The sequence below is a fragment of the Crossiella sp. S99.2 genome, from assembly GCF_023094165.1.
Classification (GTDB): Bacteria; Actinomycetota; Actinomycetes; order Mycobacteriales; family Pseudonocardiaceae; genus Crossiella.
This window is the reverse complement of the sequence record NZ_JALMDK010000002.1, coordinates 349,927-374,755: the sequence shown is the minus strand read 5'-3', so window position 1 is coordinate 374,755 and position 24,829 is coordinate 349,927. Positions and strand designations below refer to the sequence as shown.

The 24,829-nt window shown below is 70.3% G+C and carries 19 protein-coding genes; 12 read left to right on the top strand and 7 right to left on the bottom strand.

What is annotated here, in order from left to right:
* Window positions 1-31 precede the first annotated feature (31 nt).
* On the top strand, window positions 32-1,495 hold the full coding sequence (locus tag MZC64_RS08300; protein ID WP_247761421.1) for an alpha/beta hydrolase: 1,464 nt from the start codon (window positions 32-34) through the stop codon (window positions 1,493-1,495).
* On the opposite strand, the gene MZC64_RS08295 is transcribed toward MZC64_RS08300, so the two are convergent.
* Complete coding sequence (locus tag MZC64_RS08295) at window positions 1,479-2,102, bottom strand: TetR/AcrR family transcriptional regulator (RefSeq protein WP_247761420.1); 624 nt, start codon at window positions 2,100-2,102, stop codon at window positions 1,479-1,481. The two genes, MZC64_RS08300 and MZC64_RS08295, sit on opposite strands and share 17 nt — an antisense overlap.
* A gap of 147 nt (window positions 2,103-2,249) precedes the next feature.
* On the opposite strand from MZC64_RS08295, the gene MZC64_RS08290 reads away from it, so the two are divergent.
* Window positions 2,250-3,470 carry a pentapeptide repeat-containing protein gene (locus MZC64_RS08290; RefSeq protein ID WP_247761417.1) on the top strand — a complete coding sequence of 407 codons (1,221 nt, stop codon included), beginning with the start codon at window positions 2,250-2,252 and terminating at the stop codon, window positions 3,468-3,470.
* Here MZC64_RS08290 and MZC64_RS08285 read toward each other — a convergent pair.
* Together MZC64_RS08285 and MZC64_RS08280 are read right to left on the bottom strand one after the other, a co-directional pair.
* Window positions 3,436-4,536 (bottom strand): LacI family DNA-binding transcriptional regulator, encoded by a 1,101-nt coding sequence (locus MZC64_RS08285; protein ID WP_247761416.1) that lies wholly within the window; start codon window positions 4,534-4,536, stop codon window positions 3,436-3,438. The genes MZC64_RS08290 and MZC64_RS08285 overlap by 35 nt on opposite strands.
* A gap of 123 nt (window positions 4,537-4,659) precedes the next feature.
* On the bottom strand, window positions 4,660-5,718 hold the full coding sequence (locus MZC64_RS08280; RefSeq protein ID WP_247761414.1) for a LacI family DNA-binding transcriptional regulator: 1,059 nt from the start codon (window positions 5,716-5,718) through the stop codon (window positions 4,660-4,662).
* Window positions 5,719-5,909: 191 nt separating this feature from the next.
* Here MZC64_RS08280 and MZC64_RS08275 point away from each other — a divergent pair, with 191 nt between their 5' ends.
* The 7 genes from MZC64_RS08275 (at window position 5,910) to MZC64_RS08245 (ending at window position 13,168) form a co-directional block, all read left to right on the top strand.
* A complete protein-coding gene (locus tag MZC64_RS08275) occupies window positions 5,910-7,169 on the top strand; it encodes an extracellular solute-binding protein (RefSeq protein ID WP_247761412.1) in 1,260 nt (419 codons plus the stop codon).
* A 192-nt stretch (window positions 7,170-7,361) separates the two neighbouring features.
* Window positions 7,362-8,282 carry a carbohydrate ABC transporter permease gene (locus MZC64_RS08270; RefSeq protein ID WP_374205654.1) on the top strand — a complete coding sequence of 307 codons (921 nt, stop codon included), beginning with the start codon at window positions 7,362-7,364 and terminating at the stop codon, window positions 8,280-8,282.
* Window positions 8,282-9,139 (top strand): sugar ABC transporter permease, encoded by an 858-nt coding sequence (locus MZC64_RS08265; protein ID WP_247761410.1) that lies wholly within the window; start codon window positions 8,282-8,284, stop codon window positions 9,137-9,139. The genes MZC64_RS08270 and MZC64_RS08265 overlap by 1 nt, the downstream gene beginning before the upstream one ends.
* 122 nt (window positions 9,140-9,261) lie before the next feature.
* Window positions 9,262-10,371, top strand: a complete 1,110-nt coding sequence (locus MZC64_RS08260; protein WP_247761409.1) for an ABC transporter ATP-binding protein — start codon at window positions 9,262-9,264, stop codon at window positions 10,369-10,371.
* Window positions 10,372-10,536: 165 nt separating this feature from the next.
* Window positions 10,537-11,481: a metal ABC transporter solute-binding protein, Zn/Mn family gene (locus MZC64_RS08255; RefSeq protein ID WP_247761407.1), complete on the top strand. Its 945-nt coding sequence runs from the start codon at window positions 10,537-10,539 to the stop codon at window positions 11,479-11,481.
* Window positions 11,478-12,302 carry a metal ABC transporter ATP-binding protein gene (locus MZC64_RS08250; RefSeq protein ID WP_247761405.1) on the top strand — a complete coding sequence of 275 codons (825 nt, stop codon included), beginning with the start codon at window positions 11,478-11,480 and terminating at the stop codon, window positions 12,300-12,302. The genes MZC64_RS08255 and MZC64_RS08250 overlap by 4 nt, the downstream gene beginning before the upstream one ends.
* Entirely contained in the window at window positions 12,299-13,168 is an 870-nt protein-coding gene (locus MZC64_RS08245; protein WP_247761403.1) for a metal ABC transporter permease, read from the top strand. The genes MZC64_RS08250 and MZC64_RS08245 overlap by 4 nt, the downstream gene beginning before the upstream one ends.
* On the opposite strand, the gene MZC64_RS08240 is transcribed toward MZC64_RS08245, so the two are convergent.
* Both MZC64_RS08240 and MZC64_RS08235 read right to left on the bottom strand, forming a co-directional pair.
* Window positions 13,132-14,298, bottom strand: a complete 1,167-nt coding sequence (locus tag MZC64_RS08240; RefSeq protein WP_247761401.1) for a lipase family protein — start codon at window positions 14,296-14,298, stop codon at window positions 13,132-13,134. The two genes, MZC64_RS08245 and MZC64_RS08240, sit on opposite strands and share 37 nt — an antisense overlap.
* A gap of 71 nt (window positions 14,299-14,369) precedes the next feature.
* On the bottom strand, window positions 14,370-15,695 hold the full coding sequence (locus MZC64_RS08235) for a hypothetical protein (RefSeq protein WP_247761399.1): 1,326 nt from the start codon (window positions 15,693-15,695) through the stop codon (window positions 14,370-14,372).
* 61 nt (window positions 15,696-15,756) lie between these two features.
* On the opposite strand from MZC64_RS08235, the gene MZC64_RS08230 reads away from it, so the two are divergent.
* From MZC64_RS08230 to MZC64_RS08220, 3 genes are read left to right on the top strand one after another with little or no spacing between them, the layout of a single operon-like run.
* Window positions 15,757-17,373, top strand: coding sequence for a DUF2079 domain-containing protein (locus MZC64_RS08230; RefSeq protein ID WP_247761397.1), 1,617 nt, complete (start codon window positions 15,757-15,759; stop codon window positions 17,371-17,373).
* 36 nt (window positions 17,374-17,409) lie between these two features.
* On the top strand, window positions 17,410-17,973 hold the full coding sequence (locus MZC64_RS08225) for a GNAT family N-acetyltransferase (protein ID WP_247761395.1): 564 nt from the start codon (window positions 17,410-17,412) through the stop codon (window positions 17,971-17,973).
* A complete protein-coding gene (locus MZC64_RS08220; protein WP_247761393.1) occupies window positions 17,951-19,429 on the top strand; it encodes a hypothetical protein in 1,479 nt (492 codons plus the stop codon). Before MZC64_RS08225 ends, MZC64_RS08220 begins: the two co-directional genes overlap by 23 nt.
* On the opposite strand, the gene MZC64_RS08215 is transcribed toward MZC64_RS08220, so the two are convergent.
* Together MZC64_RS08215 and MZC64_RS08210 are read right to left on the bottom strand one after the other, a co-directional pair.
* Window positions 19,419-22,169 (bottom strand): SGNH hydrolase domain-containing protein, encoded by a 2,751-nt coding sequence (locus MZC64_RS08215; RefSeq protein WP_247761391.1) that lies wholly within the window; start codon window positions 22,167-22,169, stop codon window positions 19,419-19,421. The genes MZC64_RS08220 and MZC64_RS08215 overlap by 11 nt on opposite strands.
* A complete protein-coding gene (locus MZC64_RS08210) occupies window positions 22,169-23,878 on the bottom strand; it encodes a glycosyltransferase family 2 protein (RefSeq protein WP_247761389.1) in 1,710 nt (569 codons plus the stop codon). Before MZC64_RS08210 ends, MZC64_RS08215 begins: the two co-directional genes overlap by 1 nt.
* Window positions 23,879-24,829: the final 951 nt, after the last annotated feature.

Genomic DNA, 24,829 nt, shown 5'->3' with positions numbered 1-24,829 from the left:
GAAGTGCGCGACGGCCCGTAGTTTCTGGCACATGCGTACCAGCCGTGCCGCGTTCGTGGCATCCCTGACGGCGCTCCTGGCGCTTTCCCTGTCCCCGCCGCTGACCGCGGCGCCGCAGAGTCCACAGTGGACGGACTGCGACGGGAATCCGGCCACCCCGCTGGACTGCGCCACCCTGCGTGCTCCGCTGGACTACCGGGCACCGGGCGGGCAGACCGTGGAGCTGGCGATCTCCCGGATCAAGGCCGCGGATCCGGCCAAGCGGCACGGGGTGTTGCTGGTCAACCCGGGCGGGCCCGGTGGCAGCGGCCTGGACATGCCGCTGGGGGTGGCGCAGACCTTCCCCAAGGACGTGCTCGACCGGTACGACCTGATCGGGTTCGACCCGCGGTTCGTCGGCAAGAGCAGTCCGCTGTCCTGCGGGTTCACCGGGACCGTGTTCGACGCGCTGTGGCCGCGGCTGCCCGGTCCGGGCGGATTCGCGGCCGAGGCGCGGGAGGCCAGGAAGGTCGCGCGGCAGTGCGAGCAGGCGGCCGGGGACCTGTTGCCCTTCGCCTCCACCCGCAACGCCGCCCGGGACCTGGACGTCATCCGGGCCGGGCTCGGCGAGCGGCGGATCAGTTTCTACGGCGGGTCCTACGGCACCTACCTCGGCGCGGTCTACGGCCAGCTGTTCCCGGACCGGGTGGACCGGATGGTGCTGGACGGCGCGATCGACCCGGCCAAGGTCTGGCACGGGATGAACCGGGGCTGGGGTCCGGCCGCGGAGACCGCGTTCGGCGACTGGGTGAACTGGGCCGCCGGCCAGGACGCCACCTACCACTTCGGCGCGACCGCGGACGCGGTGCGCGCGCACTACGCGAAGCTGGGGCTGGCCCTGGACGAGCGGCCGGTCCAGTACGGGCAGCTGCGGCTGGACGGCAACACCTTGCGCGAGGTCAGCAGGCTGGTGCTGTACAACGACCGCAGCGATCCGGTGCTCGCCGGGCTGGTCGCCGATCTGGCCGACGGGCAGCTGAGCGACCCGGCGGTGCGCGGTTTCCTGGACGCGGTGCTGGCCACCTTCCCCGCGGACAACTTCGTCTCGGTCTTCCTCGCCGTGCAGTGCACCGACGCGGACTGGGACCGGAACCCGGCCCGCTACGCCGTGGAGTCGGCCCTGGACGCCAGGCGGTACCCGTTCTTCGGCGCGGCGGCGGCCGGGATCGGGCCGTGCGCGTACTGGTCGCACCGGCCGCTGGAGCAGCCCACCCGGATCAAGGCCGCGCGGCACAGCGCGATGGTGGTCGGGGCCACCGGGGACTCGGCCACCCCGTACTCCGGGGCGGTCAGCATGCGCCGGATGCTCGGCGAGCAGACCCGGCTGGTGACCCTGACCGATGCCCGCATGCACGGCCTCTACGCCCGCTACGGCAACGCCTGCGTGGACAGCGCGGTGACCGGCTACCTGCTCGGCGGCACCCTGCCCGCCAAGGACCTCACCTGTCGGAAGTAGGGCCGAGCACCAGGTCCAGCCCGGCCTCGAACAGCTCCTCCTCGTTGAGGCCGGGCAGCACCGACAGCACCGCGTGCAGGGCCGGATGCGTTTCCGGCGAGAAGTCCGCCGCGCTGGGCAGCACCACCGGGTTCGTGGCCGCCTTGGCGGTGCTGTTGGTGACACTGCCCAGCGTCAGCCAGCTCGCCGCCGAGGCACGCAGCATCGCCTCCCGCGGGGCCAGCCCGAGGTGCAGCAGCACGCCGAAGGCGGCCTCATTCAGCCGCAAGTTGTACTCGGTCGGCCGGTCCAGCCGGACCACCAGCGGCAGCACGCAGGGGTGGGCCAGCATGACCGCCCGGTGCGCCCGCAGGTTCTGCTTCAGCCCCGCGATTCCGTCCTCGATCACGGGCAGCGGGATGGCGGCGACCAGCTCGGCATAGGCCGCGGTGAGCAGCTCGTCCTTGCCGGCGAAGTAGGTGTAGATCGCCATCGGCTTGGCGCCAAGCGCGGTGGCCAGGGCGCGGATGGTGAGCCCGTCCAGCCCCTCGGCGTCCATCAGCTCGATGGCCTTGGTCAGCACCAGCGACCGGTTCAGCCTGCCCCGTGTGCGCGGCGCCTGAGTCATAGCGGCAAGGATAACCGGCGGGATTTACGAAGGCGCACGTTGACAATTCGACAGCATGGCCGAATTGTGAGTTCATTCTCTCGGCCGTCCGGGTGGAAAAACATCCTTCACCAGGAGGAACGGCAGATCCGGAGAGACAATCTGGACATGGAGCCCTGGCTGTGGATCGGCGGTGGCGCGGCGGGCCTGGTGACCGCGGTCGTGCTGCTGATCGTGCGCGCCCGGCGAGCGGACAAGGACAAGCAGAGCGTCATGCTCGGCGCCACCATCGCCGGTGCGATCGGCGTGCTCGGGCTGGCCGTCGGCTGGCTGCTGGGCTCCGATCCGGGCGCGGGCCGGGCCGAGGCGCTCAAGACCGGCGGGGTGGCCTCGGGTGCGCTGATCGCGCTGTACGCGTTGTGGCTCAACGACCGGCGGCGGCGGACCGAGGAGGAACGGCGGGAGATCGAGCGCGACCGGCAGACCGTGGAGGTCGCCCGCCAGGAACTGGAAGGCGTGCGCGCCACGCACGACCGGGAGCGGGTGGCCGATGAACGGTTCGCCCGCTCGGTGGAGCTGCTCGGGCACGAGGCCGACCAGGTTCGGGTGGGCGCGCTGCACGCGCTGGTGGGCCTGGCGCGGGCGCATCCGCAGCGCACCCAGACCGTGGTGGACGTGCTGTGCTCCTATCTGCGCCGCCCGTTCCAGCACAAGCGCTACGCGGCGCTGCGGGACCAGCTCGCCGGGGATGACATCCAGCCACTCAAGGAACCCAAGAAACTACCCGGCGCCGAGGACGAGCAGACCAGGGCGGACGACCGGGAACGGCAGGTCCGGCTGGCCGCGCAACGGCTGATCGCGGAGATCCTGCGCAACGCCCCGGAAGAGGTGGTGTGCAGCCTGGACCTCACCGGCGCGGTGCTGGAGAACTTCGCGCTGACCAAATGCCGGGTGGAGACCTTCAGCGCCACCGATGCGGAGATGTACGCCGGATTCACCCTGGACGCGGTCACCTTCACCGGCACCGTCGAGCTGACCGGCAGCCTGTTCTACGGAAAGGCGAGTTTCAGCACTTCGGAGTTCCACGGCGAGGTCCAGGCCGCCGAAACGGAATTCCATGATGACGCGATCTTCAGCTTCATCAAGGCGTTCAAATACGTCAACCTGGAAAGCGCGGTGTTCAAACGCGCCGCCCTGTTCGACGAATCGACCATCGAGACGCTGAACCTGGACCTGGCCGACATCGGCGAGGTGCTGGGCATGCAGAACGTCGAGCTGACCAACCCCGAGGACCGGCTTCGGCTGCCCCGGGGCTGGCGCGCGGTGCTGGACCGCAAGGGCAAGGTGCTCGAGGTCAGGGGCCGTACCACTGCTGAGCGGCTGGCTTAGGCGCGCCCGAGCTGGTGCCCACGATCAGTTCGGTGTCCAGGGTGACCGTGCGCGGCCGGCCCGGATCCGCCGTGTCCAGCAGCAACCGGCCCGCGGCCCGGCCCTTCTCCAGCACCGGCTGGCGGACCGTGGTCAGCCCGAGGCGCTCGGCCTCCGGGATGCCGTCGAAACCGGTCACGGTCAGGTCCTGCGGCACCCGCAGCCCGCGCCGCTGAGCCTCGGCCATCGCGCCAAGGCCCAGGATGTCGGAGGTGCAGATGATCGCGGTGATCTCCGGATCGCGGTCGAGCAGCTGGGCCGCCGCGGTGGAGCCGGAGGCGATGGTGTGGTCGAAGCGCTCCACCACCGGCACGCCGGTCCAGTCCACGCCCGCCGAGGTGAACTCGGTGGCCAGCGCCTCCAGCCGGGCGCGCTGCACGTGGAAGTGCGCCTCGTGCTGGCGGTGCACCGGCACGAAGCTGTCGTTGCGATCCCTGGCCAGCCGCATGCAGACCACGCCGATCCGGCGGTGGCCCAGTTCGATCAGGTGCCGGGCCATCCGGCCCATCGCGCCGCGGTCGTCGATGCCGACCCGGTCCACGGTGCCGATCTCCGGCTGGTCGCAGACCACGGTGGGCACCGGGCGCTCCAGCACCGCGGCCAGGTGCGGGTCGTCATCGGGCACCGAGTAGACGACGAAGCCGTCCACCCCGGCCCGGTGCACCGCGGCCACGTCCTCGCGTTCGGGACTGGCCGGCACCAGCATCAGGCCGGTCCCGGCGTCCTCGCAGGCCAGCGCCAGTCCTTCGAGGAAGGCGATGGCCGCCGGGTCGCGGAAGGCGTAGGAGAGGTTCTCGGTGAGCAGCAGCCCGACCGCGCCCGCCTTGCGGGTGCGCAGTGAGCGCGCCACCGGGTCCGGCCCCGGATAGCCCAGCCTGCGGGCTGTTTCCAGGACTCTGCGCCGCAGTTCCGGCGAGAGCTGGTCGGGCCGGTTGTAGGCGTTGGAGACCGTTGTGCGGGAGACCCCGAGTTCTGCTGCCAGCGACGCCAGTGTCGCGGGGCGCCGCGCGTTCAAAGACCGCGCCATGAAGTGACCGTAACGGTTCAGAACCACCTAGTGAAGCCTGGGTGACCAAGCTGTGTTCAGAGCCAGGAAAGACCAGCTCATTCGAGTGACCCCTGATCAGATTGGTTTAGACCATCTCAGAGGTCAGGACGGCGGCGCGGTCGACTCCCTGACCACCAGCTTCGGCCGGAACACCCGGCTGTAACTGCCGCCGCCGCGCCGGGCGGCCGGGTTGAGCCGCTGCACCAGTTCGTCCACCGCGGCCCTGGCCATCTCCTCGATCGGCTGGGCGAGCGTGGTCAGCGCGGGCGAGCAGTAGGCGGCCAGGGGGATGTCGTCGAAGCCGACGATGGACAGGTCCGCGGGCACGCTGAGGCCACGCCGGTGCGCCTCACGCATGGCGCCCAGGGCCATGTGGTCGGAGGAGCAGATCACCGCGCTCGGCCGCGGGCCCGCGAGCAGGGCGCTCATCGCGGTGGCGCCGCCTGCCGCGCCGTAGGGGGCGTGTGCGATCAGGCCGGGGTCGGCGGGCAGCCCGGCCTCTTCCAGGGCCGCGGACCAGCCGGCCCGCTTGAGCCGGGAGGGCAGGGAGCGGGCCGGGCCGCAGACGAAGCCGATCCGCCGGTGCCCGAGTTCGACCAGGTGCCGGGTGGCCAGATAGCCGGCGACCTGTTCGTCCACGGTCACATCGGGCACGTCCAGCGCGGGCGCGCCGCCGTTGACGAAGACCATCTGCACGCCGTCGGCCAGCAGTTTCCCGTAGTAACCCGCGCCGCCGTCCTCGGCGTTGGTGATCTCCGGGGAGACGAAGACCATGCCCTCGACACCGCGGGCGAGCAGCATCCGGACATATTCCTCCTCGACCAGCTCCCGGCTCTCGCCGTTGTGGTCGGCGCCGTCGGCGCGCAGGCTGGCCGAGCGGGTGTTGCACAGCAGCGAGCCGTATCCGGCCCGCGCCGCCCTGGTCTCCAGGGCTTCGGCGAAGGCGGGGAAGACCGGGTTGGACAGCTCGGGCACGAGCAGGCCGATGACGCCGGTGCGTTGCAGAGCGCCGAGTCCGCGCGGGGTGTAGGGCAGGTCCGCGAGCACGCCGAGCACCCGTTGCCGGGTGGCCTCGTTGACCCCGGCCCGCCGGTTCAGGACCCGGCTGACCGTGGAGATGCTGACCCCGGCCGCACGCGCGATATCGGCAAGTCCCGTCACGAGCCGACAGCCTGCCCCGTACAGCAAGTTTTTGCAATCACTGGGCCAAGTGGAGCCGTTACCTGCCCCCGTTACGGCTTGGTTACGCGTCAGACCTTGACCAAACCCGGGCATTGGGTATGAAATCCGCGTCAGTCTCAACGCAAAAGCTTGCAAAGATGCAGCGGGTACCGGAGGGAACGACAGCAACGATGCGACGCACTTCCCGAGGACAGGTTTCGAAGCTCGTCCAGGTCGCCACCCTTGGCCTGGCCGGCGCGCTGGCCCTCACCGCCTGCGGTGGCGGCGGCGCGGCCGGCGACCCCAACAAGGTCGTCTACTGGGACACCAGCGGTCCCAACGAGTCCCCCGTGTTCAAGAAGATCGCGGAGGGCTGTGCCAGTAAGGACGGCTACCAGGTCGCGGTGGAGACGGTGGCCTTCGACCAGGCCCGCAACAACTTCAAGACCAGCGCGCAGGGCGGCCAGGGCGCCGACGTGTTCCGGGCCGAGGTGGCCTGGGTGCCGGAGCTGGCCAGCAACAGCCTGGTGGTCGACCTGACCGACACCGCGCTCGGCAAGGACACCGCGGACTTCCTCGAGGTGCCGCTGGGCTCGACCAAGTTCAACGGCAAGACCTACGGCGTCCCGCAGGTCACCGACGCGCTGGCGCTCTACTACAACAAGAAGGCGCTGGCCGACGCCGGTGTCGCGGTGCCGACCACCTGGGATCAGGTCAAGGCCGCCGGTGCCAAGCTCGGCGAGAAGGCGTTGTTCATCAACAACGACGGCTACTACGCGCTGCCGTTCATCTACGGCCAGGGCGGTGACCTGGTGGACACCGCGAACAAGAAGATCCTGGTCAACTCGCCGGAGTCGGTGAAGGGCCTGGAGACGGCCAAGGGCCTGCTCGACGCCAAGGCCGCGCAGACCGCGCTGGACCCGACCAACTCCAACACCAACATGAAGGCCGCCTTCTCCACCGGCGGGGTGGCCATGGTCATCGACGGCCCGTGGGCCGCGGTGGACCTGCTCAAGGGCGACGCGTTCAAGGACGCGGCCAACCTGGGCATCGCACCGGTCCCCGCCGGTCCGGCAGGCAGCAGCTCCCCGGTGGGCGGGCACGACTACGTGGTGCGCCAGGGCAGCAAGGCCAAGGACAACGCGATCAAGCTGGTGCAGTGCATGTCCAGCACCGCCTCCCAGGTGACCATCGCCAAGGAGCTGGGCCTGCTGCCCACCCGCAAGTCGGCCTACGAATCCGCCGAGGTCAAGGCGCAGCCGGTGATCGCGGGCTTCACCCCGGTGGTGCAGAAGGCGCACCCGCGGCCGTGGATCCCGCAGGGCGGCGAGCTGTTCGACCCGCTCAAGATCGCCTACGCGGACGTGCTCTCCGGCAAGAAGACGGCCAAGGCGGCGCTGGACGAGGTCGCCAAGGTCTACAAGGACCAGGTCGTCAAGGACTACAGCTGAGTCGGGTGGTCGGGTCGGGGCGTGTGCTTGGTATCGGCTGTTCCACGGCGCGTCCGGCAAGGCGCCGGGGCACCCGCGTACTGGTGCGTACGTGGGTGCCCCGGCAACGCCGCCGGTCGTGTCGTGGGACGGTCGAGACCTGGCACAGGCCCCGACCCGACCACCCTCTGTCCCCGGAGAGATGAGCTAGTCGTGCGGAACTTCTTCGCCAGGCACTGGTACGCCTACGCGATGGTGCTGCCGGTCGTGGTGGTGATCGGGGTGCTCGTCCTGCTGCCACTGGTGCAGGGCGTCTACTACAGCTTCACCAACATCAACGAAGCCACGATCGCCAACCCGATCCTGGACCGGCCCGCCAGCTATGAATGGGTCGGGCTGACCAACTACCTCAACGTGCTCTCCGGGGACCCCTCCTACGGGGACTTCTGGGCCGTGCTGGTGCGCACGCTGATCTGGACCTTCGCCAGCGTGTTCTTCCATTACGCGATCGGCCTCGGCCTGGCGGTGCTGCTCAACCGGCGCATCGCCGGGCGCGGGCTGTACCGGGTGCTGCTGATCCTGCCCTGGGCGGTCCCCGCCTTCATCAGCGCGTTCGCCTGGAAGTACATGTTCAACGCGCAGTACGGGATCATCAACCAGCTGCTCGGCGCGGTCGGACTGCCGCAGCCGGTGTGGCTGGGCCAGTCCGATCTGGCGCTGGTCGCGGTGATCATCGTGAACATCTGGCTGGGTGTGCCGTTCATGATGGTGGCCCTGCTCGGCGGGTTGCAGTCCATTCCCGGCGAGCTGTACGAGGCCGCCGAGATCGACGGCGCCACCGCCTGGCAGCGCTTCCGCAACATCACGTTGCCCGGCCTGCGCTCGGTGTCCAGCACGGTGGTGCTGCTGGGCACCATCTGGACCTTCAACATGTTCGCGGTGATCTACCTGGTCACCGGCGGGATCAACCCGAACACCCGCATCCTGGTCATCTACGCCTTCGAGCGGTTCTTCTCGGGCGCCTCCCGGGACTACGCGATCGCCTCGACCTACGGCGTGCTGATCCTCTCGCTGCTGCTGGTGTTCGCCTCGGCGTACCGCAGGGCGCTGCGCAAGCAAGGCGAGGTCTGGTGATGTCGACACAGCGCAAGCGCGGAACGCGCTCCCCCCTGGCCAGTTTCGGACTGCACGCCACCCTGGTGCTCGCCTCGGTGATCGCGGTGTTCCCGGTGTTCTGGGTGCTGGTCACCTCGTTCAAACCGGACTCACGCGCGGTGGAGCCCACCCCGAAGCTGATCAACGAGTTCACCACCGGCAACTACACCGACGTGCTCACCGGGGCCAAGGGCGACTTCCTGTCCTGGTTCGGCAACTCGGTGCTGATCGCCGCGCTGACCACGGTGATCGCGGTGTTCCTGTCCGCCACCACCGGGTACGCGGTCAGCCGGTTCCGCTTCCCCGGCTACCGGGCCACCATGCTGAGCTTCCTGCTCATCCAGATGTTCCCGTTCGCGGTGCTGATCGTGCCGCTCTACAACATCATGCTCAGCCTGGGCCTGCAGGGCAGCAGCTTCGGCCTGGTGCTGATCTACTGCACCACCGCGATCCCGTTCTGCGCCTACATGCTCAAGAGCTACTTCGACACCATCCCGGCCGATATCGACGAGGCCGGTCGGATCGACGGACTTTCGCACTTCGGCGTGTTCTGGCGACTGGTCATGCCACTTGCCCGGCCGGGCCTGGCGGTGACCGCCTTCTACGCCTTCCTCACTGCCTGGGGCGAGGTCGCCTTCGCCTCCGCGTTCCTCTCCGCGGCCGATCAGAGCAAGACCCTGGCGGTCGGCCTGCAGGTGTTCGTGCAGCAGAACCGCACCGAGTGGGGCCATCTGGCCGCTGCATCGATCCTGGTCGCGATCCCCGCGGTGATCGTGTTCTACCTCGTGCAGCGGTTCCTGGTAACCGGGCTCTCCGCGGGCGCGGTGAAGGGGTGAATCGGGCAGCGCATCCTGCAACTGTCTGTGGTCTTTACCAATTAGTGTCGCCCAGGGGGCTGACGTGAGACCGCTCACCAGCTAGTTTGGCGTCACCTGCATCACATCGAAAGGGACCACACATGGCCGAGGTCGCCTACGTCAACGCCTCGCGGGTCTACGCGGGCACTCCCCCGGTGCGAGCTGTGGACCAGCTCCAGCTGGACATTGCCGATGGCGAGTTCCTCGTGCTCGTGGGCCCCTCCGGCTCCGGCAAGTCCACCGCGCTGCGCATGCTCGCCGGACTGGAGGACGTCGATGAGGGCGCGATCCAGATCGGCGGCAAGGACGTCACCAACGTGCCGCCGAAGGGCCGCGACATCGCCATGGTGTTCCAGTCCTACGCGCTCTACCCGCACATGACCGTCGGGGAGAACATGGGCTTCGCGCTCAAGCTCCGCGGCGTGCCGAAGCCGCAGATCAAGGAGAAGGTGCTTGAGGCGGCCAAGATGCTCGACCTCGAGAAGTACCTCGAACGCAAGCCGAAAGCGCTTTCCGGTGGTCAGCGCCAGCGAGTCGCGATGGGCCGGGCGATCGTGCGCGAGCCCAGCGTCTTCCTGATGGACGAGCCGCTGTCCAACCTGGACGCCAAGCTGCGAGTGGAGACTCGGGCGAACATCGCCACCCTCCAGCAGCGGCTGGGCACCACCACCATCTACGTGACCCACGACCAGGTCGAGGCGATGACCATGGGTCACCGGGTCGCGGTGCTCAAGGACGGTCTGCTGCAGCAGTGCGACACCCCGCGCGCGCTGTATGAGACCCCGGCCAACGCCTTCGTCGCCGGCTTCATCGGCTCGCCCGCGATGAACCTCAAGACGGTGCCGCTGACCAGCGGCGGAGCCCAGATCGACGGCTTCGAGGTGCCGCTGCCGCGGACCGTGCTGGACAAGGTCGGCTCGGCCGGTCTGACCGAGGTCACCTTCGGGGTCCGGCCGGAGTCGCTCAAGCTGGTCCCGTCCGAGGACGAGGGCATGACCATGGTGGTCGAGCTGGTCGAGGAGCTGGGCGCGGACGCGATCCTCTACGGCAGCGTGCGCATCGGCGACCGCCCGGAGCGGTTCACCGTGCGTGTCGACGGCCGCACTCCCCCGGCGCTGGGCCAGACCGTGAAGGTCGGCCTGCGCGACCAGGGCGAGATCCACCTGTTCCACCCGGAGAGCGGCGACCGCCTCACGGCGACCACCGTCTGATCTGGTCTTCTTCCGCCGAACGGCGTGGTCGCGATCTATTCGTGACCACGCCGTTCCGCTTATGAGCCACACCACGTCACCGGCACTTGCTCCGGCGGGTTACGCTGAACTCGACAACGGTTTCCATTCTTATGAGTGCAGCCACCCCGTTCGGAGGAGGATCCGATGACTCCGCGTAACACCCGGCAGACGGGTGCGGTCGCCGCCCTCGCCGCGGCCGCGCTCACCCTGACCGCCTGCGGCGGCACACCGGCCGCGAGCAGCGGCACGCCTGCCGCGGACGGCAAGTTGGCCGTGGTGGCCTCCACCAACGTCTGGGCCGATGTGGCCCGCGCGGTCGGCGGGGACGCGGTGTCGGTCAAGGCCGTCGTGGGCGCGACCGGGGACCCGCACTCCTACGAGTCCACCGCGGTCGACGCGGCCACCGTGCGCGGGGCCGCGCTGGTGGTGTTCAACGGCGGCCACTACGACGACTTCATGCCGCAGATCATCAAGAACGAGACCGGCAAGCCCGTGGTGGAGGCGATGAAGGTCGCCGGCCAGGACGAGCACGCCAAGCCGGAGACCGCCGAGGCCGGGCACGAGCACGCCAACGAGCACCTCTGGTACGACCTGGACGTGGTCGAGGACGTGGCCAAGGCCATCGCCGCCAAGCTGGGCGAGCTGAAGGCCGACGCCAAGGACAGGTTCACCGCCAACGCACAGGCGTTCACCGCCAAGATCGACGCGCTGGAGCAGAAGGTGGACGCGATCAAGGCCGCGCACACCGGCGTGAAGGTCACCGCCACCGAGCCGATCGCGCACTACCTGCTCGACGAGGCCGGACTCGCCGATGTCACCCCGGCCCAGTTCAGCAAGGCGGTCGAGGAGGAGAATGACCCGCCGGCGGTCGCCATCGCGGAGATCCAGAAGCTGGTGACCGAGCGGACGGCCCGGGTGCTGGTGTACAACCCGCAGACCGAGTCACCGGTCACCAAGCAGGTCAAGGAGAACGCGGTCAAGGCCAACGTCGCGGTGGTCGAACTCACCGAGACGCTCCCGGAGGGCAAGGACTACACCCAGTGGATGGGCGAGCAGATCGACAAGTTGGCCGCGGCGCTGAAGAAGTGACCTCCGCGGTCCGCCTCCGGCAGGCCCGGCTCGCCTACGGCGACCGGGTGCTGTGGGACGGGCTGGACCTGGACGTGGCGCCGGGTGAGTTCCTGGCCGTGCTCGGCCCGAACGGCTCCGGCAAGACCAGCCTGCTGCGGGTGCTGCTGGGCATGCATCCGCTCTCCGGCGGCACCGCCGAGGTGGGCGGCGAGCCGGTCCGCCGGGGCAGCACCAAGATCGGCTACATCCCGCAGCAGCGCGCGGTGGACACCTCGCTCACCCTGCGCGGCCGGGACCTGGTCGGACTCGGCCTGGACGGCCACCGCTGGGGCCCGTTCGCGCTGCGCGGGCGGGCTGCCCGCCGGGACCGGGTCGACGCCGCGCTGACCTCGGTGGGCGCGGCCGGGTACGCCAAGGCCCCGGTCGGGCTGCTCTCCGGCGGCGAGCAGCAGCGGCTGCGGGTGGCCCAGGCCCTGGTCGGCGAGCCCGCGGTGCTGCTCTGCGACGAGCCGCTGCTGTCCCTGGACCTGGCGCATCAGCGGGTGGTCAGCGCGCTGATCGGCGAGCGGGCCCGGCAGAGCGGGGCCGCGGTGCTGTTCGTGACGCATGAGATCAACCCGGTGCTGGACCAGGTCGACCGGGTGTTGTACCTGGTGGACGGCCGGTTCCGGATCGGCCCGCCGGCCGAGGTGATGACCTCCGAGACGCTCAGCGAGCTGTACCGGACCCGGGTCGAGGTGCTCCGGCTGCGGGACCGGATCGTGGTGGTCGGCGCGGACGCGGAGACCGCCGCCGAGGACTGCAGGCACGTGCGCGAGCCCGCGGAGGAACTGCGATGAGCCTGGAGTCCTTCTTCGCCAAGCTGTTCGACCTCCAGCTCACCCTGACCCTGCTCAACGAGGACTTCGTCCAGAACGCGCTGCTCACCGGGCTGGTGCTGGGTCTGGTGTCCGGGGTGCTGGCGCCGATGGTGGTGGCGCGGAAGATGTCCTTCGCCGTGCACGGCACCGCCGAGCTGGCCTTCACCGGCGCGGCCGCGGCGCTGCTGCTGGGCCTGAGCGTGGGCACCGGGGCGCTACTCGGCTCGGTGGTGGCCGCGCTGATGCTGGGCCTGCTCGGGCAGAAGGACACCGAGCGGGATTCGGTGATCGGCGCGGTGCTGTCCTTCGGACTGGGTCTCGGAGTGCTGTTGCTGGCGGTGAATCCGACCCGGACGAACAACAAATTCAGCCTGCTGATCGGGCAGATCGTGACCGTGGACCCGGGCGAACTCACCCTGTTCGCGCTCACCGCCGCGGTGGTGCTGCTGGTCTTCGCGCTGATCTACCGGCCACTGCTGTTCGCCAGCGCCGACGAGCAGGTCGCGGCCGCCAGGGGTGTCCCGGTGCGGCTGCTGACCCCGCTGTTCGCGGTGCTCGTCGGCGTGGCGACCGCGCTGGGCGTGCAGACCGTGGGCGCGTTGCTGGTACTGGCCCTGATGGTCACCCCCGGCGCGGCCGCCGCCCGGATCACCGCCCGGCCCGGCCTGGCCATCCTGCTCTCGGTGATCTTCGCCGAAGTGGCGGCCATCGGCGGCATCCTGCTGTCACTGGCCCCCGGCGTCCCGGTCAGCGCGTTCATCACCGCGCTGAGCTTCCTGATCTACCTGATCTGCCGAGGGGTCGGCGGTTACCGGCTGAACCGGGCGAAGTCCGCCACGGTCTGAACCGCGGCCAGCCTGGCCGAGGCGTTGTGGTTGACCGCGCCGAGGTCGGTCAACGACGCCCCGGTCCGCTCGGCGCAGCCCTGGCTGTGCCGGATCGCGACGTCCTGGTCCCCGGTGGCCGCGAACAACTTCACCGGCACCAGCGGCCGCCACGCGCAGCTCTGGCTCTCCCGGTTCAACGCGGCCCGCAGCGCCGGGTCCGGGTTGGCCAGCCGGGCCAGGAACTCCGGCGTGAAGAACTCCGCCGGATGCGCAGGCAGCCGGGGGAACAGCTCCTGGTTGGGGGTGAATCCGTCGAAGAGCGGGGCCAGTTCCGGCCGCTGGAACACCTTGGCCGGATCGTCGTAGAGGTGGTGCACCCGCTGCCAGGAGGTCACCATGAACCCGAGGTAGGGCACCGCGTTCCCGGCCTTGCCCGCCACCGCGTCGGCCACCGCCGAGCTGAACCCGTACGGCCCGCTGATCGCCGCGATCGCGCGTACCCCCAGCCCCGGTTCCCGCCCCTGCTGCAGTGCCTTGCCCAGCGCCATCGCACCGGACCCGCCCTGGGAGAACCCGGCCACCAGCAACCGCCGGTCCACCTCGATCCCCTGCCGCCGCACCAGGGTCCGGGCCGCGCGCACCGCGTCGGCGCTGGCGGTCACCAGTGAGCTGTGGTGCATGTACGGATGGAACCCGGCCCCCTGGCCCAGCCCCAGGTAGTCCGGCGCGACCGCCAGTTTCCCTGACGAGGCAAAGAGATAGCTGGTCGCCCGGTCCCCGCTCTCGGCCCGCACCGAGGCTTGATCGCCCCGGTAGACCTGGGTGCCGTGCAGCCAGGTGACCGCGCTCAGCTCCCGCTCCGCCGCCCTCGGCACCGCCACCAGTCCGGTCGCCGTGGTCGGTTTCCCCTGCGCGTCAATGGTTCTGTACTCGATCCGGAACCCGTCCACCGCCCGCGTGGCCAGCGGCGAGGACAGGTTGAACTTGGCAAGATAGCCCGGCATCTCCGCCGCCTCGACCCCACCGACCGAGGTCGCCGACAACAGCGTCCCCCGCCCCGATTCCCTTGCCTGCGCCGCAACCGGCAGCCCGGCCAGCACGACCGCCGCGCTGATCGCGGCGACCGCCTTCACCCCAGTGATCTTCATGCGCCCAGCCTGCCGGGACCGCCGGAGGCGCACACCAGGTCTGGACCCCCGAACCGATCGGGGACTTTCCCCTACCTGGGCCGGGGTTTTGCCGCCAGTTCCTTGCCGAATGCCTCGATGAACTCGTTGCTGAGGAAGCCCGCGGTGCCGCTGGTGAGGTTGCGCTCGACGGCCTCGAAGACGACCACGTCGTTGTTGGCCGCGGTCTTGCCGGAGGCCACCGGATCGGCCACCGCGTAGCCGTAGTGCTGCACGGTGAACCCGGACATCGCCGCGGGCAGGTAGCGGCTGATGGACACCAGGAACGAGTCGCCGAAGACCACCACCTGACCCGGCAGCATGCCCGGCAGCTGGCTGGTGGTCACCGGGATCGGCGTGCTGAAGGTGGCGTTCATGCCCTTGGCCCGGTTCTCCGTGCCGTTGGGCTTGACCTCGTAGTGGAAACCGGCGTTCTGCCCGGACTGGCCGATCATGCCCGCCAGGTCGGCCGGGCTGCTGTAGGACTCCCCGAGCGAGACCGACCAGGGCGCGGTCACCCCTGGCTGCAGGCGTTCGGCCAGCTCGCGCACGGCGGCCACCGCGCCCTCGTCGCCCCAGTGCGTGTCCTGCTTGTGGTAGACGGGTTTGCCGAGCCGCTTCTTGGTCTCGCCGAGGATCGGCCGCACATCGACCACGCCGGGCTCGACGGAGAACTTGTTCCAGAACTCGGTCGCCGCCGGGGCGGCGCACTCCTTGCCGCCGTAGCTCGCCGGGAGCTGGCCGGGTTCCACGGTGCTCTTGTCCGGCGGCACCAGCAGCAGGAAGCCCCGGCCGGATGCCTCGACCACCTGCTTGAGCCTGCGGATGCGGCTGAGCGTGTCGTCGATGGTCTTGTCCGGCTTGCACTTGGCCTGGAAGTCCAGGCCGAAGAACAGCCAGTCGTCCTTGCCCGCGACCACCCTGGTGAACCCGGGCAGCGCCTGCTGCTGGTCCACTGGCACCTGCTGCTTGGGCACGTCCGGGGTGCTGGTCTGCACGCCGCCGACCGGGCCCTGCTGCTGACCGCGGTCCAGCGGGGCGGGTTCGCCGAAGAGCCCCTTGCTGATCCCGTCCGCCGCGCGCACCGCGTCCTGCCGGAACACCAGGTGGTCGGTGGCCCACTGGGAGAACCCGGTGAAGAACCCCCAGCCCTGGCTCAGGCTGGGGAACTCGGCCAGCGGCCGGTTCTCGAAGGACTCCACCCGCGCGCCCAGCGTCCAGGACAGCACCGGGGTCACGAAGAAGACGCAGGCGGCGATCAGCGCGCCGAGCTGCTTGCTGCCGTGCCGGGGCCGGTGCAGCGCGTGCTCCCGTGGGAGCAGCGACTCGTGCACGGCGGGCAGCCGGGTGCGATGTGGTGGGTGGCCCTGGGCGGTCACCCGCTCACGGTAGCCTCCGCCACGCGGCCTGTCGGCCGAACGGACGAAAGCGGAGTGGCCGGTGGCGCAGCACACGCAGCGGGAGGTGTGGCAGGCCCGGGCGTTGCAGCTGCTCGCGGTGCTGCCACTGATCGGGATGCTCGTCGAGGTGGCCCGTGCGCCCCGGATGCACTTCCTGGACTACTGGACCTTCCTGGTGCAGGCGACCAAACCGGACGGCTCACTGGACCTCGCCGGGCTCTTCGCCTACCACAACGGGCACCCGATGATCATTCCTCGGCTGCTGTTCTGGCTGGACGCGAAGTACCTCGGCGGCTCCAACCAGGTCTTCGGCCTGCTCACCGTGCTGCTCTCGGCGATCACCGTGCTGGTGCTGCACCGGCTGCTGCCCGCCGGGCTCAGCCCCGTCCGCCGGGCCGCGCTGCTGGCCGCGTTCTCGTTCCTGTTCTTCGCGCCGAGCATGCTGGACCTGTACGGCATCGGGATGAGCGGGGTGAGCTGGCTGCCCGCGCTGCTGGCCGGGGTGCTCGCGCTGGTCGCCGCGCGGGCCGGGCGGACCTGGACGGCACTGGCGCTGGGCCTGCTGGCCTGCCTGTGCCACGGCACCGCGTTCGCGCTCTGGCCCGCACTGGCGCTGGTGGCCTGGCTGCGCGGGGACCGCCGGTGGCGCACCGTGCTGCCGCTGGCCATCGGCGTTGTGGTGGTGATGTTCTGGCTGGTCACCGCCGAATCCGACGCCAGTCCGCCGGCCGCGTCGCGGATCGGCCCTGACAGCTACGTCGGGGTGTTCGCCAGCCTGCTCGGCCAGCTCTGGTCCCCGCACGTGGACGGGCTGGCCTACCTCACCGGCGCGCTCACCGCGGCCGGGCTGGTGCTGGTGCTGGTCACCGCGATCCGCACCCGCCGGGAACCCGGCACCGATCCGGCACTGCCCGCGCTGGCCCTGTTCACCCTGCTGGTCGCGGTGATGATCGCCTACACCCGGACCAGCGCGGGTAACACGATCGGGTTGTCTCCGCGGTACGCCGGGATCTCCGCGCTGGCCATCTGCGTGCTGCTCGCGGTGCTGCTGCCCCGGTTGCTGCCGGGCGCGCTGACCGCGGTGTGCCTGACCGTGGCGCTGGTGACCTACGCGGTCGCGCCGGGCAAGGCCACCCAGATCCGCGATTCCTACACCGAGCAGGCGGTGCTGGCGGTGGCGATGCGGGTCGGCGCGGTGCAGACCTACGAGTCCAGCCAGTCGGTGCCGCGCGCGGTGCTGCCCCGGCTGACCGCGCTGGGCACCTACCCGTTCAGCCCGGACTTCACCCTGGGCTGCGGGCTGCCGGTCGAACTGGGCAGCACGGTCGACCTGGCCGCGATCCCGGTGCTGCCCGGCCCGCCGGGCGCCGGTGGTTCGGCCGGCAACGTGGAGACGCCGGTCCGCGGGGACACCGTGATCAGCGGCTGGGCGGTGGTCGAGGGGCGGCGCGCGGACTGTGTGCTGGTGGCCGACCGGGACGGCCGGATCGTCGGCGGTGGCGCGGTCGGCATCGGGCGGCCGGACCTGCTGACCACGCTCCGGGTGCCCGAAGCGCGCGGCGGCTGGCACGCGGTCGCGAAACCGGACCTGACCGAGGGCCGGATCCTGGTGGTGGCCAGGGGCAAGATCCACCAGGTGCCGGGCGGCGGAAAATAAGAGGCCGCGGCCGGTCGCCGGAGTTAGCCTCAGCGAATGCTGCGTGGCGAGAAGATCGTGCTCCGGCCCTGCACCAAGGATGACATCGCGGTGCTCTTCGCCGAGCAACGCGCGGACGTGCCCGGTTTCATGCTCAGTTCCTCCGCCCCCTGGTTCCCAGTGCCGATGGAGACCGTGCTGGCCGGGTGGGAGCCGGTGGATGACCATCACTCCAAACCGCTGCCCAAGAGCGCGACGTTCGCGATCGAGGAGAACGGGGAGCTGGCCGGGTCGGTCACGTTGTGGGCGATCGACTACCACCACCGCAACGCCGAGATCGGCATCGGGCTGCGCTCGGACTTCCGCGGGCGCGGGCTGTCCACCGACGCGCTGCGGGTGATCTGCCACTACGCCTTCTTCGTGCTCGGGCTGCACCGGGTCCGGCTGGTCACCGGGGTGCGCAACGTGCCGATGCAGAAGTCGGCGCTGGCGGCGGGGTTCACCGAGGAGGGACGGCACCGCGAGGCGTGGTGGGAAGGGGACGGTTTCGCCGACGACGTGCACTACGGTCTGCTTGACCGAGAATGGCGGACCCTTCTTGCCCAACAACGAGTTCGGTGACTTCCAGACCCCGCTGACGCTGGCTCGCGCGGTGCTGGCCACGCTGCCACCGCGGGACTACCGCAAGGTGCTGGAACCCACCTGCGGCACCGGCAGTTTCCTGGCCGCCGCGGCCGAACTGGGTGTGCCGCAACGGATCGGGGTGGAGATCCAGCCCGCGCACGCCGAACTCGCCAGGGCGCACGGCGAGATCCGCGAGCAGTGCGTGTTCGGTCTGGACCTGGGCGCCGACCTGCCTTGGGCGGCCGAGGGCGAGCTGCTGGTGCTGGGCAATCCGCCGTGGGTGACCATGGCCGATCTGACCCGGTTCGGCTCGGCGAACGTGCCGGTCAAGGCCAACACCCGCAACCGGCCGGGGATGGCCGCGCGCACCGGTGAGTCCAATTTCGACGTGGCCGAGTACATCTGGCAGAAGCTGCTCGCCGAACTGCGCGGGCACCGGCCGACCATCGCGCTGCTGTGCAAGACCCAGGTGGCCCGCAACATCCTCGGGCACTGCGCGGAGCAGGAGATCCCGGTCGAGGCGGCCACCCTGCGGCTGATCGACTCGCACCGCTGGTTCGGGGCCAACGTGGACGCCGGGCTGCTCACCCTCCGGCTCGGCGACACCCCGGGCGAGTACACCTGCGCGCTCTACGATTCTCTCGACGCGGCAACGCCTTCCCGGCATTTCGGCCTGGTCCGCGGTCGGCTGGTGGCCGATGTCGAGGCCTATGACCGGACCGCGGCGGCGGACGGGGCCTGCCAGCTGGAGTGGCGGCAGGGGGTCAAGCACGACGCCACCGCGGTGATGGAGCTGACCGGGCCGGCGCCGATCGAGGACGAGCACCTGTACCCGCTGCTCAAGAGTTCGGACCTGGTGCACGGCCACACCACCACCGCCCGGCGCAGGCTGGTGCTGCCGCAGCGCAGCCTGGGCGAGGACACCGCCGCGCTGGCCGGCACCGCGCCGAAGCTGTGGCGCTACCTGCTCGCGCACGCCGAGGCGCTGGACAACCGGCGCTCGGCGATCTACCGCGCCCGGCCCCGGTTCAGCGTGTTCGGCATCGGCGAGTACACCTTCGCGCCGTACAAGGTGGCCATCTCCGGGATGTACAAGAAGGTGGAGTTCCGGCTGGTCGCGCCGATCGAGGACCGGCCGGTGCTGCTGGATGACACCTGCTACTTCCTCTCCTGCGCCGAGTTGGCCGAGGCCGCGGTGCTGACCGCGTTGCTGCGCGGCCAGACCACCGCGACCCTGTTGTCCGCGCTGGTGTTCTGGGATGCCAAGCGCCCGATCACCAAGAAGCTGCTGCAGCGGATCGACCTGGCCACCCTGCTCGGCACGGCCGGGCACCGGGCGCTGGCCGAGGCCGCGGCCAAGCTGACCATCGACCTGCCCGAGCAGGTCACCCCGGCCGCCGCCCAGCGGGCCATCGAGGCGATGACGGCCCGCTGGAGCGCGCTCAGCCGGTAGCCACGGTCACCGAGTCGATCAGCATCGGACGGCCGGAGGCGGTGGCGGCGTTGGGATCCCCGGCCAGGCGGCCGCCGATGGCCACGTTGAGGATCAGGAAGAACCCGTGGTCGGTGGCCTGCCGCCAGGCCGGCTCGCCCACCCGGTCGCGGCTGACCGCGAAGGTCTGCCGCCCGTCCAGGTACCAGCGGATCTCGCCCCTGCCCTGGTCCAGTTCGATCGCGTACCGGTGGAAGTCCCGCTGACAGCCCGCGCACGGGGTTTCCCCGCTGCCCAGGCCCATCGGCTCCTGGCACGGACCGCCGGGCAGGGCGCCGCAGTGGAAGGTGCCGAAGACCGACTCGCGGCCGTTGAGCGATTCCAGCACGTCGATCTCGCCGACGCCCGGCCAGCCGGTGTTGTCCCGCCGCACCCCGTCGCCGAGCAGCCAGAACGCCGGCCAGTACCCGGCGCCGTCGGCCTGGCCCACCTCGGGCAGCTTGATCTCCGCCTCGACCCGGAGCTGCCCGCTCGCCGGAGCGCGGAAGTCGGTGCGCGCGGATTCCAGGCGGCCCGAGGTCCACTGGCCGTCGGCCCGGATCGGGGTGATGGCCAGCTGTCCCTTGCCGTTGTGCCGCACGTTGCCGGTCGAATCGGTCATGGTCTCTATCTCGCCGGTGCCCCACTGGGGAGCCGGGCAGCCCGGGTAGCAGGTGCCGGTGGCGTGCTGCCAGCGCCGCGGATCGGGTGCGGACCCGTCCGGTCCGTCGAAGTCCTCGCGGAAGACCTGCTGCCACACCGGCGGCAGCAGTCCTTGCCGCTCCAGGGTTTTCTCCACCCGGCGGCCGAGCAGCGCGACCGCGGTGGCGGTCAGGTGCGAGTCGTCCCGGTAGAGCAGCACGCCTTGGCGCACCGCCGGGCAGCTCTCCCCTGGACACAGCACCGCGTTCATGTCCACTGTGGACAGTCCGGCGCGGTTGACCAGCGGATCCGGCCGCAGAGCCTGGCTACGCGGGAAGTCACACGCGGCCGGGTCCGCGGACACGCAGGACGGGATGTCCTTGCCCGGCAACGGGGTGTCCCGCAGGTACACCAGCGGCGCGCCGGTGGCGGCCAGCCGGTCCAGGCTGCGCTGCCAGGCCGCGGCGAGCAGGTCCTGGTCCGCGGTGTACTGGTTGAGCGAGGCCAGGAAGACCAGTTTCAGCTTGGTCCCGGCGACCTGGTCGAGGGTGCGCTGCCGCCAGGTGTCGCATTCGGTGTAGGCCCGGCCCAGGGTCGGGTTGTACACGGTCAGCTCGGGCAGCGGGCAGCCCTGTTTGACCCGCACCCGCACCGCCCAGCCACGCCGCTCGGCCAGCTGCCGGACGGCGGGAAACCATTGACTGGCATGGGAATCGCCGATCAGCAGCACCTGCGGCGCGGCCGGATCACCGAAGAGGCACTCCGGCCCGGTGACCTCGGCCGGGAACAGCTCGCACCCCGGCACCGGCGGCACGTCGGCGCGGGCCCGGTCCACCGGCGGGGTCAGCCCGGGGGCCGGGCCGGTGAGCAGGTCCGGGCCGTCGGCGGCGGCCAGTGGCAGGGTGGCGGACAGCTCGGTGATCCCGCCGCCCATCATCCGCTGCGCAGCACTGCCGGTGACCAGTCCGGCGGCCACCGGCAGCAGCACCGCGGTCACCCCGATGGCCAGTCCGCGCACCGGCAGCGCCGAGATGGTCGGCGAGAACCGCACCGGCTGCTCGACCAGTTTCGCGGTCAGCCAGGCCGGTCCGGCCGCGGCCAGCACCAGTGCCAGCTTCACCGGCCAGACCAGCTGCCCGGAGACCGCCTCGGCGAAGACCAGCACCGGCCAGTGCCACAGGTACCAGGAGAAGGACAGCCGTCCCATCGCGCGCATCGGCCTGGTGCTCAGGAAACCGCCGATCCCGTTGCCCTGGGCCAGGATCACCGCGACCGTGCCCAGCACCGGCAGCAGCGCCGCGGAACCCGGGAAGGCGGTCGCCGAGCTGAACAACACAGTGGCCAGCACGATCGCGCCCGCGCCCAGCAAGCCGAGCACCCAGCGCGCCAGGCCCGGCAACCGCAGCCAGGGCAGCGCGATCGCGGCCAGCGCGCCGAAACCGAACTCCCAGGCGCGGGTCGGCGAGCCCAGGTAGGCCAGGGGTTCCGAACTCGCCGTCCAGCGCACCGACAGCAGGAACGAGCCAACCGTCAGCAGCCCGATCACCCCGGCGATCACCGGCACCGCGGGCCGCCCCAGTTTGCGGGCCAGCACGGCCAGGCCGAGCAGCAGCGGCGCCCAGACCAGGTAGAACTGCTCCTCCACGCCCAGCGACCAGAAGTGCAGCACCGGGCTGTGCTCACGGGCCGCGGCCAGGTAGTCGGTCTGGTTGGCCACGAACCGCCAGTTCGCCAGGTTCAGCGCGCCGAAGAGCACGTCGTAGGCGACGTCCTTGGCCCGCAACGGCGGCAGCAGCAGCCAGCTCAGCACCGCCACCACGACCAGCACCACACCGGCCGCTGGCAGGATCCGCCGGGCCCGGCGCGCGTAGAACTCCTTGAGCGAGAAGCCGCCCGCGCTGCTGATGTCGGCCAGCAGCAACCCGGTGATCAGGAAACCGGAGATGACGAAGAAGACGTCCACGCCGACGAACCCGCCGCCGAAGAACGGCACGCTCGCGTGGAAACCCAGCACGGTCAGCACGGCCACCGCGCGCAGGCCCTCGATATCGGCCCGGCGGCCCGGGTGGTAATCCGGCATCACAGGATCCCGTCCACCAGACCGGAGGCGAGCAGCCCGAACATGCCCAGCGTCACCGTGATCGCCAGCAGCTCCGGCCAGCTCCGGTGCGCGGCCGTTGCCGCCCAACGGTTCCCGGCCCCGATCGACTGCCGATCCGGCCGCCACAGCGAGTTGGCCAGGTCCACCAGCAACGGCACGCTCAGGTAGCCCTGCACCAGCAGATACCCGGCCAGTGCCCAGTAGTTGCCGATCCCGTAGGCGAAAACCCCTGCGGCGAAACCAATCCAGCCCGCCAAGGTGGTAATTCCCAGCCAGGCAAAGGCGATCAGGCTCACCCGGCGGGCGAGTCCGCCGCGTCCCTGGCTCACCCCGGTCGGCACCCAGGTCGCGCCGTGCCCGCGCAGTGTGTGCCAGACCGCGGCCGCGCTGGCGAACCCGACCAGCTGGTGCGCCCGGATCACCTGCATGCTCCACCGGGTGCGGGAGACCGCCGGGATCAGCACCAGCCAGGTCCACACCGGCAGCAGGAACGGCAACATGTGCCAGGGCCGGACATCCCCTGGGGTGAGGGCCAGCATGATCAGCGGCGGCAGCGGCGCGGCGAAGACGTTCACCGCGGTCAGCAGGTAGCTGACCACGCCGTTCCAGTACGACAGCAGCAACCGGCGGCCGGCCCCGACCCGCACCACCTCGCGTGCGGTGAGCAGGTGCAGGTTGCCCATGGCCCAGCGGTACTGCTGGCTGACGAAGGCGGGCACGGTGTCCGGCGACAAGCCCTTGGCCAGCAACAACGGCAGGTACTGGGTCCGGTAGCCGCGGCCGAGCAGGGCCAGTCCGGTGTACATGTCCTCGCTGTGGTCCAGCTTGGCGAACCCGCCGACCTCCTCGATCGCGGCCCGCCGGTACATCGCGTTGCTGCCACAGCAGATCGCCGCGTCATTGGCATCCCGCGAAGGCTGGATCCAGCGGAAGAACCACTCCTGCGCCGCGCCCGCGGCCCGCTGCAGCCAGTTCATCGAGGCGTCGGTGGCGAAGCACTGCGGGGTCTGCACGATGCCGACCCCGGCATCCTCGAAATAGGGTGCCAGGTGCACCAGCAGATCCGGGCGCGGGCAGAAGTCCGCGTCCAGGATGACGATCAGCTCGCCGGCGGAGACGGTCAGCGCGTGGTTGAGGTTCCCGGCCTTCTTCAGGTGCCCGCGATCCGGCCGCACCACATAGTCGAACCCGAACTCCGCGGCCAGCTCCCGCACCTCCCGCCGCGCCCCGTCATCAAGCACCCAGATCCGCAGCCGACCGTCCCAGCCCAGCCGTGACACGTGCTGATAAGCGTTGCGCAGCACCGGGATCGGCTCACCACAGGTCGGCAGGTACACATCCACACTGGGCAGCACCGCCGGCCGCCACACCCGGACCAGCAGATCGTGCTGTTCCCGGCTGACCCGCCGCGGATTGCCGTTGTCCAGCAACGACATCACCACTCCGGCGACGTTGAGCACGAGCACCCCGAGGAAGAGCCACAGCCAGGGCGTGCGCACCGAGAACTGGAACAACGCGACCGCGGTGAAAACGAACGAGAGCGAGGACAGCACCAGCACCCAGCGCCGCTGCGGCCCGAAGTACCAGTACACCTCCTCGTCACCGGGTGGCCGCGGTAGCAACGCGGCGGGGTCGGCAGGACTGTCGGCGGCCGTGGGCGGAATGGGGACGAGCGTGCTCTGCGACATGGTCTCTTCCGAAGCGGCGGCGGCGGGTCCGGTGGGACCCAGCTCCGAATGGTATAGACCATTGAACGATTCAGCAGACTTGCCAACGTTGCTCGTGGCAGAGGTCACCGAGGCTCTGACCTGCACTCACCCGATCGGCGCAGGTAACGGGCCGGTCCCGGACAGCTCGCGGTGTTCTCGCTCACCACACCGGGAGCAGGACCGGGCCGGGCTCAGAATTGGTAGTTCTGAGTCCTTGCCGCCGCGAACAGCAGCGAAAGATGCTTTTGGGGGCCTGAGCTGCGAAAACACTTCTCTGTAGTTCTCGACAGTTCTCGCCGGTACCCGACGTCTCACGGCCTGTAGACGGCCTGGCGGGTCGCGTGATCATGCTCGACGCGGCCCGGTCGGAGATCAACATGAGCTGTCCAGGGCGCGGGCTGGTGACGCAGCGAGCGGCGGCCTGAAGCTCCTCAGTCTTGGCCTCGAAGATCACGCAGGGCGGGCACAGCGTCGTCGACCGGGTGATCGGGCTGAACCAGGTGAGGCAGTAGCGGCAGGCTCGGGGACCGACCGGCTTAGGGCTGGGCTGGTCGGTCCACAGTGGGAGCTGTCCGGGGCCGGGGCGTCGGGTGCGGTTCATGTGGTGCCTCCCTGGTGGGTCGACGGCGGTGAGGGAGAGAGTGGGAACCTCTCGCCTCCCCTTTCCTTCGCCCCGGCGGCAGTTAGCACCGGAATGGAGGTGTCAAGAGTGGGCGCTTGCGTCCATCGCGTAGCGACGCCGTAGGCGCTCTTGATGCCGTAATTCCGGTGTTAAACAATAAAAAGGCGGAGGTGAGGGATCGACGTGAGTTGCCGTCGCAGGGTGATCCAGGGGGTTGAAAGACCTGGCTGGGAAGTGCTCGGTGTGGCCTGGGCGTCTCGGCCTGCATGGTCCTTCGTGTGGATACACGCGAAGGGGTATGCCGGCCG

What these genes read in the sequence shown, in the direction of transcription:
- MZC64_RS08300 (WP_247761421.1), top strand. Translation starts at nt 32, where the DNA reads ATGCGTACCAGCCGTGCCGCGTTCGTGGCATCCCTGACGGCGCTCCTG.
- MZC64_RS08295 (WP_247761420.1), bottom strand. Translation starts at nt 2,102, where the DNA reads ATGACTCAGGCGCCGCGCACACGGGGCAGGCTGAACCGGTCGCTGGTG.
- MZC64_RS08290 (WP_247761417.1), top strand. Translation starts at nt 2,250, where the DNA reads ATGGAGCCCTGGCTGTGGATCGGCGGTGGCGCGGCGGGCCTGGTGACC.
- MZC64_RS08285 (WP_247761416.1), bottom strand. Translation starts at nt 4,536, where the DNA reads ATGGCGCGGTCTTTGAACGCGCGGCGCCCCGCGACACTGGCGTCGCTG.
- MZC64_RS08275 (WP_247761412.1), top strand. Translation starts at nt 5,910, where the DNA reads ATGCGACGCACTTCCCGAGGACAGGTTTCGAAGCTCGTCCAGGTCGCC.
- MZC64_RS08265 (WP_247761410.1), top strand. Translation starts at nt 8,282, where the DNA reads ATGTCGACACAGCGCAAGCGCGGAACGCGCTCCCCCCTGGCCAGTTTC.
- MZC64_RS08260 (WP_247761409.1), top strand. Translation starts at nt 9,262, where the DNA reads ATGGCCGAGGTCGCCTACGTCAACGCCTCGCGGGTCTACGCGGGCACT.
- MZC64_RS08255 (WP_247761407.1), top strand. Translation starts at nt 10,537, where the DNA reads ATGACTCCGCGTAACACCCGGCAGACGGGTGCGGTCGCCGCCCTCGCC.
- MZC64_RS08245 (WP_247761403.1), top strand. Translation starts at nt 12,299, where the DNA reads ATGAGCCTGGAGTCCTTCTTCGCCAAGCTGTTCGACCTCCAGCTCACC.
- MZC64_RS08240 (WP_247761401.1), bottom strand. Translation starts at nt 14,298, where the DNA reads ATGAAGATCACTGGGGTGAAGGCGGTCGCCGCGATCAGCGCGGCGGTC.
- MZC64_RS08225 (WP_247761395.1), top strand. Translation starts at nt 17,410, where the DNA reads ATGCTGCGTGGCGAGAAGATCGTGCTCCGGCCCTGCACCAAGGATGAC.
- MZC64_RS08215 (WP_247761391.1), bottom strand. Translation starts at nt 22,169, where the DNA reads ATGCCGGATTACCACCCGGGCCGCCGGGCCGATATCGAGGGCCTGCGC.
- MZC64_RS08210 (WP_247761389.1), bottom strand. Translation starts at nt 23,878, where the DNA reads ATGTCGCAGAGCACGCTCGTCCCCATTCCGCCCACGGCCGCCGACAGT.